Origin of the sequence: Pseudomonas sp. RL (genome assembly GCF_000647775.1) — a bacterium.
Classification (GTDB): domain Bacteria; phylum Pseudomonadota; class Gammaproteobacteria; order Pseudomonadales; family Pseudomonadaceae; genus Serpens; species Serpens flexibilis.
This window is the reverse complement of record NZ_JBOY01000052.1, coordinates 24,050-43,391: the sequence shown is the minus strand read 5'-3', so window position 1 is coordinate 43,391 and position 19,342 is coordinate 24,050. Positions and strand designations below refer to the sequence as shown.

Sequence of the window (19,342 nt, the reverse complement as noted above, 5' to 3'; positions counted from 1 at the left end):
AAACGACACTGTCAACCCCGCCTCGACCAGCAGCCCGCTTCCTCTAGCGAGCCCTACCAGGTAGACCCGAACATCCAACTCGTTGATTTACAAGGAGTTTTCAGCAACTCTACGCTGGAAGTGGGGCGCATTATAAGGAGCCTCAGCCAAAGGTCAAGGCTTCTTTTATATAACTTCAACCAACCCGTACCCCGGACAGATCGAGCACACCCTCACGCAGCGGCGGGCACCAATAATAACCGCCACTTACCGGCCGACTGAAACGGTAAAGCGCATCCACAATCCCATCATCGACTCCCGCCATCCGGCGCATTTGCACCTCAAATGCATCAAAACTCCGTCCGAAGCACAAAAACATCAACCCCGCCCGCGCCCCCTCGACCCACGGCATGGAGCGACGCACCATAAACGCCTCCGGCGCGAAGCTCTCCTGAGCCGTCCGCTTCACATGCGCCGACTCCGGAGCCTCATCCAGCTCTTCGTTATCACTTTTGCGACGCCCGAAAATGTCGTCCTGCTCAGAACCAGGGAGGCTTTCGAAATAGTCGAGATCATGAACCCACCGCTGGATGACGGCAAAACTACCACCCAGCTCCCCATCTTCACCGTCGACAACAATCGCCGCCTTGACTGCCGCCTCGCCAAGCGGGTTTTCAGTGCCATCTTCATAACCCGTCAGATCATGACCCGTCTGATGGCGAAAGGCCTCAACAGCGTGATCAAGAGACAGCGCAGGGGATAACGCCACCTCCAATCGCCGGGACAAGTGCAGCAGCTCGCCGCGATCACTCCCCCGCAACCAGCACCACAGCGCAAACTGAGTGACAGGAACCTCAACGAGCGAACCCTCGAAGGCCGGGAACTCACGAAGCCCCGAAACACAGCACCCCATCGCCGTCACAAGAGACTGCCCCAGCCCTACCACCACAGCCCGGCCATCCACCCATGGCACAAGGCGATCCAGAGCCCCACGCAACTCATCCGGCGAACGCAACGAGAAGAACAAATGGCGAGCTTGCAAAGGGACCGGCGCTTCGAGGATGGCCGGCTGACAACGATTCATAAACTCTCCTGCAATGGCATCGGGCAGCCCAAGCACTACGACCGGGCACACGGGCAGCACTTGTCTCACTAGCACACCAATAAAAACGGCACCCCGCAGGGTGCCGTTCTCGTGACACAGGCTCAAGCGTGCAACTTGTCCGCCGCGTGAAGCGTATTTTCCAGCAGGCAGGCACGGGTCATAGGACCCACCCCGCCGGGAACCGGCGTAATCCAACCGGCACGCTTGCTGGCCGCCTCAAACTCGACATCACCAACCAAACGCCCGTCCGGCTGGCGATTGATACCTACATCGATGACGATGGCACCCGGCTTGATCCAGTGCCCCTTCACCAATCCAGTGATCCCCGTGGCAACCACCACCAAGTCGGCACGACTGACGTGCTCCTCCAGATTCCTGGTGAAGCGATGGGTGACCGTAACGGTACATCCAGCCAGCAACAGCTCAAGCGCCATGGGACGCCCAACGATATTGGATGCCCCAACCACCACGGCATCCAGGCCGTGCAGATCGACGCCTGTCTCGGACAGCAACGTCATGATGCCTTTCGGCGTGCAAGGGCGCAGCAATGGAATCCGCTGCGCAAGGCGACCCACATTGTAAGGATGGAAACCATCCACATCCTTGTCAGGACGGATACGCTCCAGCAACCGGGACGCATCCAGATGCTTCGGCAGAGGCAGCTGCACCAGGATGCCGTCAATTGCAGGATCCGCGTTTAGCTGGTCGATCAATGCCAGCAGCTCTTCCTGACTGGTCGTTTCCGGCAGGTCGTAGGCACGGGACTCGAAACCGACCTCGACACAATCCTTGCGCTTGTGCGCCACATAAACCTGGGACGCAGGATCAGAGCCCACCAGGATCACAGCCAGACCAGGTGCGCGCAGCCCCTGCTGACGACGTTCGACAACCCGTTGGGCGATCTGCTGGCGGAGACGGGCGGCAATCGCCTTGCCGTCGATCAATTGAGCGGTCATTACGCTTGGTCAACCATCACAAAGGGTAAATAGAAGGCGCGCATTCTCGCACGCCAGCCCCCGAAGGCAAAAGCAGCGAAGGCCAGACAGACGTAACCCATTTATCTCACAGGATTTTTTTAAAAAATCTGTTGACTAGGTATGGCGACATGAATAACATACGCCCCGCTTGTCGAGCACAGCTAGTCGCTGGGCATGAAGGCAGCAAGCCTCACCAAAGGCTAACTGCAATCAAAGCCAACATTTGCGCTCTTTCGAGATAGCAGAAATAGGCGCCCGTAGCTCAGCTGGATAGAGCATCCGCCTTCTAAGCGGATGGTCGCAGGTTCGAGTCCTGCCGGGTGCGCCATAAAGGCAGCTTTGGCACAAGCAAACGCAATATGGTGGGCGTAGCTCAGTTGGTAGAGCACAGGATTGTGGCTCCTGGTGTCGTGGGTTCGATTCCCATCGTCCACCCCATATTCGAGAAAACGCCAGACCCTGAGTCTGGCGTTTTCGTTTCAACCACGCGGACGTGGTGAAATTGGTAGACACACCAGATTTAGGTTCTGGCGCCGCAAGGTGTGAGAGTTCGAGTCTCTCCGTCCGCACCATCTCCTTTCGCAGCACTTGCCCAAAGCCTAAGAACCAGGCTGACCGGGCACCCTCCTCTGATAATTGAATTACTGCCGGGCACCTCCGCCGAGGCCCGCTTTGTGTATGACATAAAAAGGCCGCTCACGAGAGCGGCCTTTTGCATTGCAGCGGCGAGTTACTCAGCCAGGCGCCAGGTGGTGCCGCCCTTGCCATCCTCCAGGACCACACCCATGGCGGTGAGCTGATCGCGGATACGGTCCGATTCGGCCCAGTTCTTCTCGGCGCGAGCCTGCAGGCGGGCGGCGATCAGCGCTTCCACCTCGGCGCCATCCACCTTTCCTTCGGCGCCAGCCTGCAGGAAGGCGTCCGGCTCCAGCTGCAGCACCCCTAGCAAACCGGCCAGCTCCCGAAGGCGAGCAGCCAACGCGCCAGCAGCATTCAGGTCGCTTTCACGCAGACGGTTGACTTCGCGGATCATCTCGAACAGGACCGAGCAGGCTTCCGGCGAGTTGAAGTCATCGTCCATCGCCGCCGTGAAGCGTGCAACAAATTCCTCGCCGCCCGCCGGCTGTACATCCGGAAGCCCCTTCAGGCCGTTATAGAAGCGCTCCAGAGCACCCTTGGCCTCGCGCAGGCTATCTTCGGAGTAGTTGATCGGGCTGCGGTAGTGGCTGGACACCAGCAGGTAACGCACCACTTCCGGGTGATACTTCTCCAGCACCTCACGGATGGTGAAGAAATTGCCCAGGCTCTTGGACATCTTCTCGCCATCCACACGCACTGCACCGGCATGCATCCAGGCATTTGCGTAGGGCTTGCCGGTCGCCGCCTCACTCTGGGCGATCTCGTTTTCGTGATGCGGGAACACCAGATCCGGACCACCGCCGTGGATATCGAAGGTGTCACCCAGACAGCAGGTGGACATCACCGAGCATTCGATATGCCAGCCAGGGCGCCCCGCACCCCACGGCGATTGCCAGCTCGGCTCGCCGGGCTTGGCGCCCTTCCACAGCACGAAATCCAACGGATCCTCCTTGGCCTCGTCCACCTCGATGCGCGCGCCAATTTTCAGGTCTTCGATCTTGCGGCGCGACAGCTTGCCGTAACCCTCGAACTTGCCGACCCGGTAGTACACGTCGCCATTGCCCGGTGCGTAGGCATAGCCTTTATCGATCAGCGTCTGGATCATCGCGAACATGCCGTCGATGTGCCGGGTCGCCCGCGGCTCGAGATCCGGGCGCTGCACGCCGAGGCGCGCTTCATCCTCATGCATCGCCGCGATCATGCGCTCGACCAGCGCCTCGAACGGCTCGCCGTTCTCGTTGGCCCGACGGATGATCTTGTCGTCGATGTCGGTGATGTTGCGCACATAGGTCAGGTCGTAGCCACGGTGGCGCAGCCAGCGGGCCACCACGTCGAAAGCCACCATCACCCGGGCGTGGCCGATGTGACAGAAGTCATAGACCGTCATGCCGCACACGTACATGCGCACCTGGTTGTCGACCAGCGGCTTGAACGGCTCCTTGGTCTTGCTCAGGGTGTTGTAGATCGATAACGCCATATCAGGCTCCCCAGGAGTCGCGCAGCGTCACGGTGCGATTGAAGACCGGCGCCCCAGGCGTCGAGTCGCGACGGTCCACGCAGAAGTAGCCCTCACGCTCGAACTGGAAACGCTCTTCGGCCACCGCACTGGCCAGCGACGGCTCGGCGCGGCAGCCCTTGAGCACCACCAGGGATTCCGGGTTGATGTTGTCCAGGAAGCTGCCGCCCTCCTCGGTCTTTTCCGGATTCGGCGAACGGAACAGGCGGTCGTACAGGCGCACCTCACACTCGACGCTTTCGGCGGCCGGCACCCAGTGGATCACGCCCTTGACCTTGCGGCCTTCCGGGTTCTTGCCCAGGGTGTTTTCGTCGTAGGAGCAACGCAGTTCGACGATGTTGCCCTCAGCGTCCTTGATCGCCTCGTCGGCGCGGATCACGTAGCTGCCACGCAGGCGCACCTCGCCGCCCGGGATCAGGCGCTTGTAGCCGGCCGGCGGCACTTCTTCGAAATCGCTCGCGTCGATGTAGATCTCGCGGGAGAACGGCAGAACGCGCACGCCCATGTCCAGCTTCGGATGGCGCGGCAGCTCGAGGTTCTCGACCTGGCCTTCCGGATAGTTGGTAATCACCACCTTCAGTGGCTTGAGCACACACATGGCGCGCGCAGCGTTGGCATCCAGGTCTTCACGAATGGCGAATTCCAGCATGCCAATGTCCACCAGGCCGCCCGCGCGGTTGACGCCGATCATGTCGCAGAAGTTGCGGATCGAGGCCGGGGTATAGCCACGGCGGCGGAAGCCGGACAGCGTGGACATGCGCGGGTCGTCCCAGCCATTCACGTGGCCTTCATCGACCAGTTGCTTGAGCTTGCGCTTGCTGGTGATGGTGTAGTTCAGGTTCAGGCGCGCGAATTCGTACTGGCGCGGCTTGGCCGGCACCGGCAGGTTGTCCAGGAACCACTCGTAGAGCGGGCGGTGATCCTCGAACTCCAGGGTGCAGATCGAGTGGGTGATGCCTTCGATGGCGTCCGACTGGCCGTGGGTGAAGTCATAGCTCGGATAGATGCACCACTTGTCGCCGGTCTGGTGGTGGTGGGCATGACGGATGCGGTAGAGGATCGGGTCGCGCAGGTTCATGTTCGGCGAAGCCATGTCGATCTTCGCACGCAGCGCACGTGCGCCATCCGGGAACTCGCCAGCCTTCATGCGCGCGAACAGGTCGAGGTTTTCCTCCACCGAGCGCTCACGGAACGGACTGTTCCGACCCGGCTCCGTCAGACTGCCGCGGTATTCGCGGGCCTCGTCGGGGGACAGGTCACAGACATAGGCCTTGCCGGCCTTGATCAGATGGATCGCCCAGTCGTGCAGTTGCTCGAAGTAGTCCGACGCGTAATGTTCCTCGCCGGCCCACTGAAAGCCCAGCCAGCGCACGTCTTCCTTGATCGCATCGATGTATTCCTGGTCTTCCTTGGCCGGGTTGGTGTCGTCGAAGCGCAGGTTGCACTGGCCGCCAAACTCTTCGGCCAGGCCGAAGTTCAGACAGATCGACTTGGCATGACCGATATGCAGGTAACCGTTGGGCTCCGGCGGGAAGCGGGTAATGATCGTGCTGTGCTTGCCGCTGTCCAGGTCAGCCTGAACGATGGGACGGAGAAAATTCGCGGCGGCGGGAATCTCGGGCTTGCTCATGGGATCCTTGGACTGACTGCTGCGCGGCCCCGGGTAGGCCGAGCAAAATAAACGCCGTATCATAGCCGAGCTGTCATACACCTGACAGACCTCACTCCCCTGCGACAGAGAGCCCTTGTCATGATCAAGCTGCACACCAATCACGGCACCATCACCCTGCAACTGTTCGCCGACAAGGCGCCGGAAACCGTAGCCAACTTCATCCAGTACGTGAAGGATGGCCATTACGACAACACCATCTTCCACCGCGTGATCGGCAACTTCATGATCCAGGGCGGCGGCTTCGAACCCGGCATGAAGCAGAAGTCCACCCGCGCCCCCATCAAGAACGAAGCCAACAACGGTCTTTCCAACAAGACCGGCACCATCGCCATGGCACGCACCATGGAGCCGCACTCCGCCTCCGCGCAGTTCTTCATCAACGTCAAGGACAACGACTTCCTCGATCACACTGCGCCGACCGTACAGGGCTGGGGCTATGCGGTCTTCGGTGAAGTGGTCGAGGGCATGGATGTGGTCAACAAGATCAAGGCAGTGCAAACCACCATGCGTGGCGGCCACCAGGACGTGCCGGTCGACGACGTGATCATCGAGCGTGCCGAAGTCACCGAATGATCCTGCTGATCTCCGATCTGCATCTTGAAGAGGAACGCCCGGACATCACCCGGGCGTTTCTGCGTTTTCTGCGGGAACGCGCGGTGCAGGCCGACGCCCTGTATATCCTCGGCGACTTCTTCGAGGTCTGGATCGGCGATGACGGCATGACGCCCTTCCAGCACCAGATTGCCGCCGCCCTGCACGAGCTGAGCCAAACCGGCACACGCATCTTCCTGATGCACGGCAACCGCGACTTCATGATCGGCCGGGCGTTCTGCCGCGAGGCGGGCTGCACGCTGCTGAAGGACCCCAGCGTCATCACGCTGGAGAGCGAGCGGGTGCTGCTCATGCACGGCGACAGCCTGTGCACCGCCGATGAAGCCTACATGCGCATGCGCCGCATCCTGCGCAATCCGCTGGCGTTATTCATCCTGCGCCACCTGCCGCTGAGCAAGCGCCGCCAACTGGCGCGCAAGCTGCGCAATGAAAGCCGGGCACAGACCCGCATGAAGACCGCCGAAATCACCGATGTAACACCGGCGGAGGTCGAGCGAGTGATGTCCGAGCACGGCGTACGCACGCTGATTCATGGCCATACCCACCGACCCGACGTCCATACGCTCTCGGTGAATGGGCAGGACGCTCAGCGTATCGTGCTGGGCGACTGGGACAGGCAGGGCTGGGCCCTGCAGATCGACGGCAGCGGACGGAGACAGGCGCCCTTCCCGCTGGAGGCGTAAGCCGGACCCTGCGTCCGGCCGCTGCCCTTAAGCCGGCACGCCGCTGTGAAAGCGGAATTCCGCGTCGGGGCTTTCGATCAGCTCCCGCTCCATTTCGCGGAAGCGCTCGACCGAGCGCTCCACATCGACCGGCTCTCCGAACTGATAGGCGAACTTCAGATAATTCTGGTAATGCCGCGACTCGGACTGCAGCAAGCCGGCGTAGAACTTGGCCAGCTCCGGGTCCAGATGCGGCACCAGTGCCTCGAAGCGCTCACAGCTTCGCGCCTCGATATAGGCACCCACTACCAGTGTGTCGATCAGCTTGTGCGGCTCCGACGTGCGAACCCCGGCACGCAGCCCGGAGGCATAGCGACTGGCGGACACCGGCCGGACCTCGACCTTGCGCTTCTTGAGGATGCGCAGCACCTGCTCGTGGTGCACCAGCTCTTCGCGCGCCAGCCGCGACATGTAGTTGACCAGATCCAGGCGCTGGTTGTACTTGGCGATCAGGCTCAGCGCGGTCGAAGCGGCCTTGAACTCGCAGTTCTTGTGATCGATCAGCAGGATGTCCTGGTGTTGCAGCGCCATCGCCACCCAGGCATCCGGCGTGCGGCAACCCAGGAATGCATGAATTTCCGGCAAGTTCATCAGCACCTCCCGCTCGGCATGCGCGAGATGGACAAAGCTGAATCCAGGACTCGATTTGGGGACATTACGCTCGGCTCGACAGCGAAAACGGCGCATTATACGACCGCACGCCCGTCCAGCCAGCACCCGCGCTTGACCCAGGTCAGCGGCATGGGCCGACGAGGCGGCTACAGTTCAGCCAGGCACACCGCAAAGGAGCACACATATGCAAGCGATCCGCAGCATTCTGGTCGTCATCCAGCCCGATCTTCCGGAACAGCTCGCGCTGAAGCGCGCCCAGCTGATTGCCAGCGTGACCCAGTCGCATCTGCATCTGCTGATCTGCGCGGAGCCCGCTCAGAACCACGCCGCCCTGCTCGACACGCTGACCAAAACGCTCACCGACGAGGGATACTCCGTCACCGCCCAACAAGCCTGGCAGGACGGCCCGCACCAGACCGTGATCGCCGTGCAGCAGGCCGAAGGGTGCGCACTGGTGATCAAGCAGCACCGCCGCGACAGCCTGCTGAAGAAGGCCTTCCTGACTCCGGAAGACTGGAAACTGCTGCGCTACTGCCCCTGCCCGGTGCTGATGGTCAAGAACGACCAGCCCTGGACCGGCCGTGCCATCCTCGCCGCCGTGGATGTCGGCAACTCCGACAGCGAGCACCAGACGCTGCACACCGGCATCGTTGGCCATGCCAGCGACATCGCCCGACTGTGCCAGGGCGAGCTGCACGTTCTCAGCGCCCACCCCTCCCCCATGCTCTCGGCGGCCGACCCGACCTTCCAGCTCAAGGAAACCATCGAGCAGCGCTACCGCGAGGCCTGCCGCAGGTTCCAGGACGAATACGAAGTTCCGGACAGCCATCTGCATATCCAGGAAGGACCGGCGGACGTACTGATCCCCAAGACCGCCCACGCGCTCAACGCAGCGGTGACCGTAATCGGCACCGTGGCCCGTACCGGCCTGGCAGGCGCCCTGATGGGCAATACCGCAGAGGTGGTGCTGGACTCACTGGAAAGCGACGTGCTGGTACTCAAGCCGGAAGACATCATCCAGCACCTGGAAACCCTGCTGCAGCGCTGAAGCCTCAGGCCTGCCCACCGGCTTCCTGCCGGCGGCGGGCCTCGGAGAGCGCATAGAACTCCTCATCGATCGCATCGCGCAGCGCTGTCAGCGTCCATTCGCCGTAAGCCGGCTGCAGCGCCAACCCGTAGGCGTCCAGGCGGCGGATATGCCGGGCGCCATGGGCCAGCAGCTGATAGGCCCAGCAGTAGGGCGACAGCTGCGGCACAAAGCGGATCTGCCGCCGCTCCAGCTGATGACGCAACAGTTGCGCATCCTGGATCACCAGCTTGTTCTCCATCACCCGCACCAGCAATTGCTCGAGTCGCCCCCATACCTGTGCCTTGCGGGACTCGTCGTACGCGTTCCAGTCGACGATCTCGTGCAGGAAGCGCTTGCAACCCCGGCACACCAGGTCGCCAAACACTGTGGAGCAGCGTCCGACACAGGGTGTGGGCAGGCGGGAATCGAACATGGCGAAGACCGGGTGGCGGCTTGCGGGGCGGGCATCTTAGCCCTTTGTCTAACCCGGGTCACCCCGGCTTGTAGTGGCTGCGCGACTTACTTTCACAGCGCCTTTCCAGTAGAATCCATCCGCCGTTTTTGGCATCACCAACCGCCGGAAGCTGTTTTCAAAGCGTCACGAGCACAGTCGAACCGAGCGGGACGAGAACCTCATCGCAGCGCTTCCTCGCTTCGTCCCCTTGGCGTAAAACTTTGAAAGCAGCTTCTTGAGGGGAAATCTCGCAGCCCAGGCAAAGCCGCCCATAAAGCGGTGGAGTGCAGGCTCGAGGTTCCCGGGATGAGTGTCCCGGCCCATGGGACCACTGATGAGGTAATAACTGTGCTTGAAGCCTACCGCAAACACGTAGCAGAGCGCGCCGCCCAAGGCGTCGTGCCTCAGCCGCTGAACGCCGAACAAACCGCAGGCCTGGTCGAGCTGCTGAAGAACCCGCCGGCTGGCGAAGAAGCCTTCCTGGTTGACCTGATCACCAACCGCGTCCCCGCGGGCGTCGACGAAGCCGCCTACGTCAAGGCCGGATTCCTTTCCGCCATCGCCAAGGGCGAAGCCAAGTCTCCGCTGATCAGCAAGCAGCGCGCCGTTGAGCTGCTGGGCACCATGCAGGGCGGCTACAACATCGCCACCCTGGTCGAGCTGCTGGACGATGCCGAACTGGCCAACGTGACCGCCGAACAACTGAAGCACACCCTGCTGATGTTCGACGCCTTCCACGACGTGGCCGAACGTGCCAAGAAGGGCAACGCCGCCGCCAAGGCCGTGCTGCAGTCCTGGGCCGACGGCGAATGGTTCCAGAACCGTCCGGCCGTTGCCGAAAAGATCACCCTGTCCGTATTCAAGGTCACCGGCGAAACCAACACCGACGACCTGTCCCCGGCTCCGGACGCCTGGTCCCGCCCGGACATCCCGCTGCACGCCCTGGCCATGCTGAAGATGGCCCGCGACGGCATCAACCCGGACGTTCCCGGCTCCGTCGGCCCCATCAAGCAGATGGAAGCGCTGAAGGCCAAGGGCTTCCCGGTCGCCTACGTCGGCGACGTGGTCGGTACCGGTTCTTCCCGCAAGTCCGCCACCAACTCCGTGCTGTGGTTCTTCGGTGACGACATCCCCTACGTGCCGAACAAGCGCGCCGGTGGTTTCTGCTTCGGCACCAAGATCGCCCCGATCTTCTACAACACCATGGAAGACGCCGGCGCCCTGCCGATCGAATTCGACTGCACCAACCTGGCCATGGGCGACGTCATCGACGTGTACCCGTACAAGGGCGAAGTCCGTCGTCACGACAGCAACGAGCTGGTCACCACCTTCCAGCTGAAGACCGACGTGCTGCTGGACGAAGTCCGCGCTGGCGGCCGTATCCCGCTGATCATCGGCCGCGGCCTGACCGAGAAGGCTCGCGCCGAGCTGGGTCTGGCTCCGTCCACCCTGTTCAAGAAGCCGGAAGCGCCGGCTGACAGCGGCAAGGGCTTCACCCTCGCCCAGAAGATGGTCGGCCGCGCCTGCGGTCTGCCGGAAGGCAAGGGCGTGCGCCCGGGCACCTACTGCGAACCGAAGATGACCACCGTCGGTTCCCAGGACACCACCGGCCCGATGACCCGCGACGAGCTGAAGGACCTGGCGTGCCTGGGCTTCTCCGCCGACCTGGTGATGCAGTCCTTCTGCCACACCGCCGCCTATCCGAAGCCCATCGACGTCACCACTCACCACACCCTGCCCGACTTCATCATGAACCGTGGCGGTGTGTCCCTGCGCCCGGGTGATGGCATCATCCACAGCTGGCTGAACCGCATGCTGCTGCCGGACACCGTCGGTACCGGTGGCGACTCCCACACTCGCTTCCCGATCGGCATCTCCTTCCCGGCCGGTTCCGGCCTGGTAGCCTTCGCCGCCGCCACCGGGGTCATGCCGCTGGACATGCCGGAATCCGTGCTGGTGCGCTTCAAGGGCAAGATGCAGCCCGGTATCACCCTGCGTGACCTGGTGCATGCCATCCCCTACTACGCCATTCAGCAGGGCCTGCTGACTGTCGAGAAGAAGGGCAAGAAGAACATCTTCTCCGGCCGCATCCTGGAAATCGAAGGCCTGACCGGTCTGACCGTGGAACAAGCCTTCGAACTGTCCGACGCCTCCGCCGAGCGTTCGGCTGCCGGTTGCACCATCAAGCTGCCGGAAGACTCGATCGCCGAGTACCTGAAGTCCAACATCACCCTGCTGCGCTGGATGATCAGCGAAGGCTACGGCGATGCCCGCACCCTGGAGCGTCGCGCCAAGGCGATGGAAGCCTGGCTGGCCAAGCCGGAGCTGCTGGAAGCCGACAAGGACGCCGAATACGCGGCCGTCATCGAGATCGACCTGAACGAAGTGAAGGAACCGATCCTGTGCGCCCCGAACGATCCGGACGACGCTCGTCTGCTGTCCACCGTGGCCGGCGACAAGATCGACGAAGTGTTCATCGGTTCCTGCATGACCAACATCGGTCACTTCCGCGCTGCCGGTAAACTGCTGGACAAGGTCAAGGGTGGCATTCCGACCCGTCTGTGGCTGGCACCGCCGACCAAGATGGACGCCCACCAGCTGACCGAAGAAGGCTACTACGGCATTTACGGCAAGGCCGGTGCCCGCATGGAAATGCCGGGCTGCTCGCTGTGCATGGGTAACCAGGCGCGCGTACAGACCGGCTCCACCGTGGTCTCCACCTCGACCCGTAACTTCCCGAACCGTCTGGGCGATGCCACCAACGTGTACCTGGCTTCTGCCGAACTGGCAGCGGTCGCCTCGATCATCGGCAAGCTGCCGACCGTCGAGGAGTACATGGCCTACGCGAAGGACATCGACAGCATGGCTGCCGATATCTACCGCTACCTGAGCTTCGACCAGATCGCCGAGTTCCGCGAAGCCGCGGCCAACGCGAAGATCCCGGTCGTTCAGGCCTAAGCCTTAGCCGGTAACACCAAGGGCCCGTGTCGCAAGACACGGGCCCTTTTGTTTCCAGCGCATCGCGGCTGGAGTCACCGAACCTGTAGGAGCGACTTCAGTCGCGACTGACGCGCAGGCATGAAAAAGCCCCGCCGAAGCGAGGCTCTTTAACCGCTACCTGCCGACTAGTAGTAAGCGTTCTCGCGGTTGCTGTGGTCGGTCACGTCACGCACACCCTTCAGCTCCGGAATGCGCTCCATCAGGGTCTTCTCCACACCATCCTTGAGAGTGGTATCCACCATGCCGCAACCCTGGCAGCCGCCCCCGAACTGCAGGACGGCAATGCCCTCCTCCACGATGTCCACCAGGCTCACGTTGCCGCCATGGCTGGCCAGACCGGGATTCACCTCGGTCTGCAGGTAGTAGTTGATGCGCTCGTTGAGCGGGCTGTCTTCGCTGATCATCGGCACCTTGGCGTTGGGCGCCTTGATGGTCAGCTGGCCACCCATGCGGTCGGTGGCGTAATCCACCACGGCGTCTTCCAGGAAGGGCTCGCTGACGGCATCGATCCAGGCGGTGAAACTGGCCAGCGACAGCGCGGTGTCCTCGGCCTTCTGCTCGCCGGGCTTGCAATAGGCGATGCAGGTTTCGGCATAGGGAGTGCCCGGCTGGGTGATGAAGACGCGGATACCGATGCCGGGGGTGTTCTGCTTCTCGAGCAGCTCGGCCAGGTACTTTTCAGCGGATTCGGTGATGGTGATGGTGCTCATGGCAACTCCTCGCGTACATGCGGCGCAGTGTACGCCAAAGGGCTTTGGCGGTTAAGTCCAAGTATTCAAGTCGGATTTGAGCGCCCTCTGGCTACAGGTTCCGATAACGGTTCATGTCCAGCACGCCAGCCTCCCGTGGCTCCTGCTCCCGCAGGTAGGCACTCAGGTCATGGAAGTAGTCCCAGAAGGCCGGATGGCTGCGGCGAATGCCCCAGCGCGATGCGATGTCGGCGAACGCCTCGGCGCTGCCGGCCTGCTCCAGTGCCGCCACGAAGGCTGGCACCTCCTGGGCAGACAGTGAAAACAGGAAGTTGGGATAACTGCCCAGGAGGCCCGGATAGACCGTGAGGGTGTCCTTCTCCGGCTGGTAGCGCAGCGACTCGCCGAGCATGAAGGCCACGTTGCTGTGCGCGCGGTTGCGCAACAGTGTGTAGATCACCCGCGAGCCATCCGGAAGCGACACCCGCAGCAGCGTGACATCCGGCATCTGGTGGATGACCGGCAGCCCGGCCGCCGGGCTCGCCGCCAGCCGGCGCAGGGCCTGCTCGGCCTCGCGCAACGCCGGCGGACCATCCGCACGAGCACAGGCAGCGCCGCCGCAACGGTTCAGTGGGTCGTCCGACAGGGCGTTGATCGACTCGAAGCGTCCGAGCAGTCCGGCGGCGAACGCCGGCAGCACGCCCTCTTGTGGCAGCGTCAGGCCGCTGGGCGTGCGGGTGTCGACCCCCGTGTAGGTCAGCCACAGCTTCAATTGGCCGCTGCCCTCATACCAGCTGTCCAGCAACGCCTGGCGCGAATCGGCCGGCAACAGGCGCAGGAAATTGAGTTCGGCGCCATTGCGGATCAGGTCGAAATACAGCCGCGTCTGCGCCTGATGGGAGACATTGCCGAACACGTCGAAATTAACCACCAGCTGGTAGTAGGTGCGCTCCAGCAGCGGGTAGTCCATCCACCACAACGTCTGCGGTACGGCGCCGATCAATCCCTTGCGCACCGAGGCGCTGTCGTGATGGCGAAACACGCTTAGCAGCGCATTGTCGTTGCCGCGCCAGATCTGTGCCCATTCCGTCGCTGCGCCGCTGTAGCGTTCCCGGCGCAATTCCTCGTACTGGTTGCGCTTGTTCAGATAGGCGAGCCACAGGCTCCAGAGGTCGCCGAGGTTGTCGAGCTGGCCGGGCATGGCCAGCAACGGCGTCGCCTGGCGCCGGTAATCCGCATCGGCGATGTACTGGTCATGCTCCGGGTCCTGGAATAGCACCCAGAACTGGTCGCGGATCACGTCGGTGGCGATCTGCCCACGGCACACCGGTCCGCGGATAAAGGTGCGCACGAAATACTCGGCGTTATCCAGCATGAACTGGTAGCGCGCCCGCGCCGGAATCGCCTCGAAGGTCGCGAAGGGGTTGGCGCGCCGACCGACGCCATAGCCCGGCAACTGCTCCAGGTCCCAGTCCTCGGCGAAGAACAGCGCCTTCACCCGCGCCAGCTTCGCCGCGCCGAGCGGATAGGTGATATGCGTCTTGTGCACGATCACATCGGTGACGGGACGCAGGCGGTAGTGGAAATCGGTGCCCGGATCGTCGTTGGGACGCCGCGTGGCGATGGGGTCGATGGGCTGCCCGCTCGGCGTACGCGAACGCACCAGCTGGAAGAAGTGCGTCTGCTCGCCGTCCTCGAAGTACAGGTGGGCCAGGAACAGGTGCTCGTATAGCCAGCGTCCCACCAGTTGTTCGCGCAGGCTGCTGCCGTTGAGGAAGCCTTCCCAATCGCTGATCTGCACCTGCTCGCGTGGGCTCGGCTGCCATGAGCGGCTGTCCAGCGGCGCGCCCTGCGCCAGCCAGCGCTGCAGGGTGGCGTACTCCTCGTCGCTCAGCCCGGTCACCGCGAACGGCATGCCGCCGTGCGGATTGGCCTTGGCGTAGGCCGCGAACTCGTCCGGCAATGGGCATTGGTTGTCGCGATAGATGCCAATATCCAGCGACTCGGGCAGCCGGACATTGGGCGCCAGGGGCTGGCTGCGGCCCAGCTCCAGCATGCGCGCCATCAGCGCCGCCTGGTCGGACTGACCTTCCAGAACCGAATGAAAGCCCTTGCGCCGCCAGGCTGCCTCGCCCTGGGCATCGAGGAACAGCCGGGTGGTGTCCTGCGCCTGGGTGCGGGTGCCGTTGTACACCGGCAGCTTGTGCGCGCCGCGCTCGGCCCCCTCACCACTGCCCAGGTTGAGCTGGCAGGGCGAGTCGTAGCAGGCGTGGCAGGCCACGCACTTGGCGGTGAAGATCGGCTGGATGTCCCGCTGATAGGACAGCGGTTCTGCCATGGCCAGGGGGCTCAGCGCCAGCGCGGCGACTGCAAGGACGGCACGACGGATCACGGCGGCGCTCCTGAAGGAAGGCCGCGCATTCTATCCGGAAGGCGGGCCCGTGGCTGCAACATGAGCCGCGCTCATGCACAACCACGCCCGGCTCAAGCCCCGTGCAGCTTTGCTATCATGCGCGCACTTTTGTCACACCCTCTTCGCCAGGTTTTTCCATGTCCGATCGCAGCACCCGCCTCTCCCTTCTTCAGCAGGCCCTGAAGGAACGCATCCTGATCCTCGATGGCGGCATGGGCACCATGATCCAGAGCTACAAGCTGGACGAAGCCGACTATCGCGGCGAACGCTTCGCCGACTGGCCGCAGGACGTCAAGGGCAACAACGACCTGCTGCTGCTGAGCCGCCCGGACGTCATCCAGGCCATCGAGAAGGCCTACCTGGACGCCGGCGCCGACATCCTGGAAACCAACACCTTCAACGCCACCCGCGTGTCCCAGGCCGACTACGGCATGGAAGAGCTGGTGTATGAACTGAACGTGGAAGGCGCCCGCCTGGCCCGCCAAGTGGCCGACGCCAAGACCCTGGAAACCCCCGACAAGCCGCGCTTCGTCGCCGGCGTGATCGGCCCGACCAGCCGCACCTGCTCCATCTCCCCGGACGTCAACGACCCCGGCTACCGCAACGTCACCTTCGACGAGCTGGTGGAGAACTACGCCGAGGCCACCCGCGGCCTGATCGAGGGCGGCGCCGACCTGATCCTCATCGAGACCATCTTCGACACCCTCAACGCCAAGGCGGCGATCTTCGCCGTGCAGGGCGTGTACGAGGAACTGGGCGTCGAGCTGCCGATCATGATTTCCGGCACCATCACCGATGCCTCCGGCCGCACCCTGTCCGGGCAGACCACCGAGGCGTTCTGGAACTCGGTACGCCACGCCCAGCCGATTTCCGTGGGCCTGAACTGCGCCCTCGGCGCCAAGGAGCTGCGTCCCTACCTGGCCGAGCTGGCGGCCAAGGCCGATACCCATGTGTCCGCCCACCCCAACGCCGGTCTGCCCAATGCCTTCGGCGAATACGATGAAACCCCGGCACAGATGGCCGAAGTGGTCGAGGAATTCGCCGCCAGCGGTCTGCTGAACATCATCGGTGGTTGCTGCGGCACCACGCCGGCGCACATCCAGGCCATTGCCGAGGCCGTGGCCAAGCACGCGCCACGCGTGATTCCCGAGATCCCCAAGGCCTGCCGCCTGTCGGGCCTTGAGCCGTTCACCATCGACCGCAACTCCCTGTTCGTGAACGTCGGCGAGCGCACCAACATCACCGGCAGCGCCAAGTTCGCCCGCCTGATCCGCGAGGAGAACTACACCGAGGCGCTGGAAGTCGCCCTGCAGCAGGTCGAGGCCGGCGCCCAGGTGATCGACATCAACATGGACGAGGGCATGCTCGACTCCAAGGCGGCGATGGTGCGCTTCCTCAACCTGATCGCCGGCGAGCCGGACATCTCCCGCGTGCCGATCATGATCGACTCCTCCAAGTGGGAGGTGATCGAAGCCGGCCTGAAGTGCATCCAGGGCAAGGGCATCGTCAACTCCATCTCCATGAAGGAAGGCGTCGAGCAGTTCAAGGAGCACGCGCGACTGTGCAAGCGCTACGGCGCCGCCGTGGTGGTGATGGCCTTCGACGAGGCCGGCCAGGCCGACACCGCCGCGCGCAAGAAGGAAATCTGCCAGCGCAGCTACGACATCCTGGTCAACGAGGTGGGCTTCCCGCCGGAAGACATCATCTTCGACCCGAACATCTTTGCCGTGGCCACCGGCATCGAGGAACACAACAACTACGCGGTGGACTTCATCGAGGCCTGCGCCTTCATCCGCGACCACCTGCCCCACGCGCTGACCTCGGGCGGCGTGTCCAACGTGTCCTTCTCGTTCCGTGGCAACAACCCGGTGCGCGAGGCCATCCACTCGGTATTCCTCTACCACGCCATCAAGGCGGGCCTGACCATGGGCATCGTCAATGCCGGTCAGCTGGAGATCTATGACGAGATCCCGGCCGAGCTGCGCGATAAGGTGGAAGACGTGATCCTCAACCGCCACCCCGGCGGTACCGAAGCGCTGCTGGCCATCGCCGAAGACTACCGGGGCGGCGGCGCGGTCAGGGAAGTCGAGAACGAGGAATGGCGCAGCCTGCCGGTGGAAAAGCGCCTGGAGCACGCGCTGGTCAAGGGCATCACCGCCTTCATCGTCGAGGACACTGAGGAATGCCGCCAGCAGTGCGCGCGGCCCATCGAGGTCATCGAAGGCCCGCTGATGGCCGGCATGAACGTGGTCGGCGACCTGTTCGGCTCGGGCAAGATGTTCCTGCCCCAGGTGGTCAAGTCCGCCCGGGTGATGAAGCAGGCCGTGGCGCACCTGATCCCCTTCATCGAGGCGGAAAAGGGTGACAAGCCGGAAGCCAAGGGCAAGATCCTCATGGCCACCGTGAAGGGCGACGTGCACGACATCGGCAAGAACATCGTCGGCGTGGTGCTGGGCTGCAACGGCTACGACATCGTCGACCTGGGTGTGATGGTGCCGGCCGACAAGATCCTCAAGACCGCCCTCGAGGAGAAGTGCGACATCATCGGCCTGTCCGGGCTGATCACCCCGTCGCTGGACGAGATGGTGCATGTGGCCAAGGAAATGCAGCGTCAGGGCATCCGGCTGCCGCTGATGATCGGCGGCGCCACCACCTCCAAGGCGCACACGGCGGTGAAGATCGATCCGCACTATCAGAACGACGCGGTGGTGTACGTCACCGACGCCTCGCGCGCCGTGGGCGTGGCCACCACCCTGCTGTCCAAGGAGATGAAGCCGGAGTACGCCACGAAGATTCGCGAGGAATACGCGATGATCCGCGAGCGCACCGCCAACCGCAGCGCGCGCACCGAGCGCCTGAGCTACGAGCAGGCCATCGCCGCCAAGCCGCAGTTCGACTGGGCCGGTTACACCCCGGCCAAGCCGACCTTCACTGGCCGCAAGGTGCTGGAGGATATCGACCTGCGCACGCTGGCACAGTACATCGATTGGACGCCGTTCTTCATCTCCTGGGACCTGGCCGGCAAGTATCCGCGCATCCTGCAGGACGAAGTGGTCGGCGAAGCCGCCACCGCCCTGTACAACGATGCCCAGGCCATGCTGGAGAAACTGATCAGCGAGAAACTCATCAGCGCCAGGGCGATAGTCGGTTTCTGGCCGGCCAACCAGGTCGCCCATGACGATCTGGAAGTCTACGGCGAGGACGGCAAGCCGCTGGCGACCCTGCACCACCTGCGCCAGCAGACCATCAAGACCGACGGCAAGCCGAACTTCAGCCTGGCCGACTTCGTCGCGCCGAAGGACAGCGGCAAGCAGGACTATGTCGGCGGCTTTATCTGCACCGCCGGCATCGGCGCCGAGGAAGTGGCCAAGGCCTACCAGGACGCCGGCGACGATTACAACTCGATCATGGTCAAGGCGCTGGCCGACCGCCTGGCCGAGGCCTGCGCCGAGTGGCTGCACGAGCGCGTGCGCAAGGAATACTGGGGCTACGCGGCAGACGAACAGCTGAGCAACGACGACCTGATCCGCGAGCAGTACAAGGGCATCCGCCCGGCGCCCGGCTACCCGGCCTGCCCGGATCACACCGAGAAGGGCACGCTGTTCCAACTGCTGGACGCCGACGGCATCAGTCAGGTGACCCTCACCGAGCACTACGCCATGTTCCCCACCGCGGCCGTCAGCGGCTGGTACTTCGCCCATCCCGAGGCGCAGTACTTCGCCGTCGGCAAGATCGACAAGGACCAGGTGGAAAGCTACTCTCGGCGCAAGGGCCAGGCCATCGACGTCAGCGAACGCTGGCTGATGCCGAACCTGGGTTACGACGCCTGAGGCCCGGTGGGTGGATGTCGTTTTGCGCATCCACCGCAGGTCTTGCACGGTGG

General features: G+C 63.3%; 13 protein-coding genes and 3 tRNA genes. 8 read left to right on the top strand and 8 right to left on the bottom strand.

The features are described from left to right. Positions 1-175: 175 nt before the first annotated feature. Positions 176-1,063, bottom strand: coding sequence for a Dyp-type peroxidase (locus tag AS93_RS0109405; protein ID WP_027590378.1), 888 nt, complete (start codon positions 1,061-1,063; stop codon positions 176-178). 122 nt (positions 1,064-1,185) lie between these two features. Next, positions 1,186-2,040, bottom strand: a complete 855-nt coding sequence (gene folD, locus AS93_RS0109400) for a bifunctional methylenetetrahydrofolate dehydrogenase/methenyltetrahydrofolate cyclohydrolase FolD (protein WP_027590377.1) — start codon at positions 2,038-2,040, stop codon at positions 1,186-1,188. A 272-nt stretch (positions 2,041-2,312) separates the two neighbouring features. Here folD and AS93_RS0109395 point away from each other — a divergent pair. From AS93_RS0109395 to AS93_RS0109385, 3 genes are all read left to right on the top strand, one after another. Continuing rightward, a tRNA-Arg gene (locus AS93_RS0109395) sits at positions 2,313-2,389 on the top strand. A gap of 34 nt (positions 2,390-2,423) precedes the next feature. Beyond that, positions 2,424-2,499: transfer RNA gene (locus AS93_RS0109390), tRNA-His, on the top strand. A gap of 49 nt (positions 2,500-2,548) precedes the next feature. Then, positions 2,549-2,633, top strand: a tRNA-Leu gene (locus tag AS93_RS0109385). 158 nt (positions 2,634-2,791) lie between these two features. Here the strand turns inward: AS93_RS0109385 and cysS are convergent. Both cysS and AS93_RS0109375 read right to left on the bottom strand, forming a co-directional pair. Further along, positions 2,792-4,177, bottom strand: a complete 1,386-nt coding sequence (gene cysS / locus AS93_RS0109380) for a cysteine--tRNA ligase (protein ID WP_027590376.1) — start codon at positions 4,175-4,177, stop codon at positions 2,792-2,794. 1 nt (position 4,178) lies between these two features. Continuing rightward, on the bottom strand, positions 4,179-5,846 hold the full coding sequence (locus tag AS93_RS0109375; protein ID WP_027590375.1) for a glutamine--tRNA ligase/YqeY domain fusion protein: 1,668 nt from the start codon (positions 5,844-5,846) through the stop codon (positions 4,179-4,181). 120 nt (positions 5,847-5,966) lie between these two features. Here AS93_RS0109375 and AS93_RS0109370 point away from each other — a divergent pair, with 120 nt between their 5' ends. Both AS93_RS0109370 and lpxH read left to right on the top strand, forming a co-directional pair. After that, positions 5,967-6,461, top strand: a complete 495-nt coding sequence (locus tag AS93_RS0109370; RefSeq protein ID WP_027590374.1) for a peptidylprolyl isomerase — start codon at positions 5,967-5,969, stop codon at positions 6,459-6,461. Then, complete coding sequence (lpxH, locus tag AS93_RS0109365) at positions 6,458-7,183, top strand: UDP-2,3-diacylglucosamine diphosphatase (RefSeq protein ID WP_027590373.1); 726 nt, start codon at positions 6,458-6,460, stop codon at positions 7,181-7,183. Before AS93_RS0109370 ends, lpxH begins: the two co-directional genes overlap by 4 nt. Before the next feature lie 27 nt (positions 7,184-7,210). Here lpxH and miaE read toward each other — a convergent pair whose 3' ends face one another. Next, complete coding sequence (miaE, locus tag AS93_RS0109360; protein ID WP_027590372.1) at positions 7,211-7,813, bottom strand: tRNA isopentenyl-2-thiomethyl-A-37 hydroxylase MiaE; 603 nt, start codon at positions 7,811-7,813, stop codon at positions 7,211-7,213. A 205-nt stretch (positions 7,814-8,018) separates the two neighbouring features. Between miaE and AS93_RS0109355 the strand changes: the two genes are divergently transcribed. Further along, complete coding sequence (locus AS93_RS0109355; RefSeq protein WP_027590371.1) at positions 8,019-8,882, top strand: universal stress protein; 864 nt, start codon at positions 8,019-8,021, stop codon at positions 8,880-8,882. Positions 8,883-8,886: 4 nt separating this feature from the next. On the opposite strand, the gene AS93_RS0109350 is transcribed toward AS93_RS0109355, so the two are convergent. Beyond that, on the bottom strand, positions 8,887-9,336 hold the full coding sequence (locus AS93_RS0109350) for a DUF1289 domain-containing protein (RefSeq protein ID WP_027590370.1): 450 nt from the start codon (positions 9,334-9,336) through the stop codon (positions 8,887-8,889). 369 nt (positions 9,337-9,705) lie between these two features. On the opposite strand from AS93_RS0109350, the gene acnB reads away from it, so the two are divergent. Further along, positions 9,706-12,315, top strand: coding sequence for a bifunctional aconitate hydratase 2/2-methylisocitrate dehydratase (acnB, locus tag AS93_RS0109345; protein ID WP_027590369.1), 2,610 nt, complete (start codon positions 9,706-9,708; stop codon positions 12,313-12,315). A gap of 167 nt (positions 12,316-12,482) precedes the next feature. Here the strand turns inward: acnB and nfuA are convergent, their stop codons facing one another. Then, positions 12,483-13,067, bottom strand: coding sequence for a Fe-S biogenesis protein NfuA (nfuA, locus tag AS93_RS0109340; protein WP_027590368.1), 585 nt, complete (start codon positions 13,065-13,067; stop codon positions 12,483-12,485). 91 nt (positions 13,068-13,158) lie between these two features. Beyond that, complete coding sequence (locus AS93_RS0109335) at positions 13,159-15,384, bottom strand: fatty acid cis/trans isomerase (RefSeq protein ID WP_051587420.1); 2,226 nt, start codon at positions 15,382-15,384, stop codon at positions 13,159-13,161. 212 nt (positions 15,385-15,596) lie between these two features. On the opposite strand from AS93_RS0109335, the gene metH reads away from it, so the two are divergent. Further along, complete coding sequence (gene metH / locus AS93_RS0109330; RefSeq protein WP_027590366.1) at positions 15,597-19,289, top strand: methionine synthase; 3,693 nt, start codon at positions 15,597-15,599, stop codon at positions 19,287-19,289. Positions 19,290-19,342 lie beyond the last annotated feature (53 nt).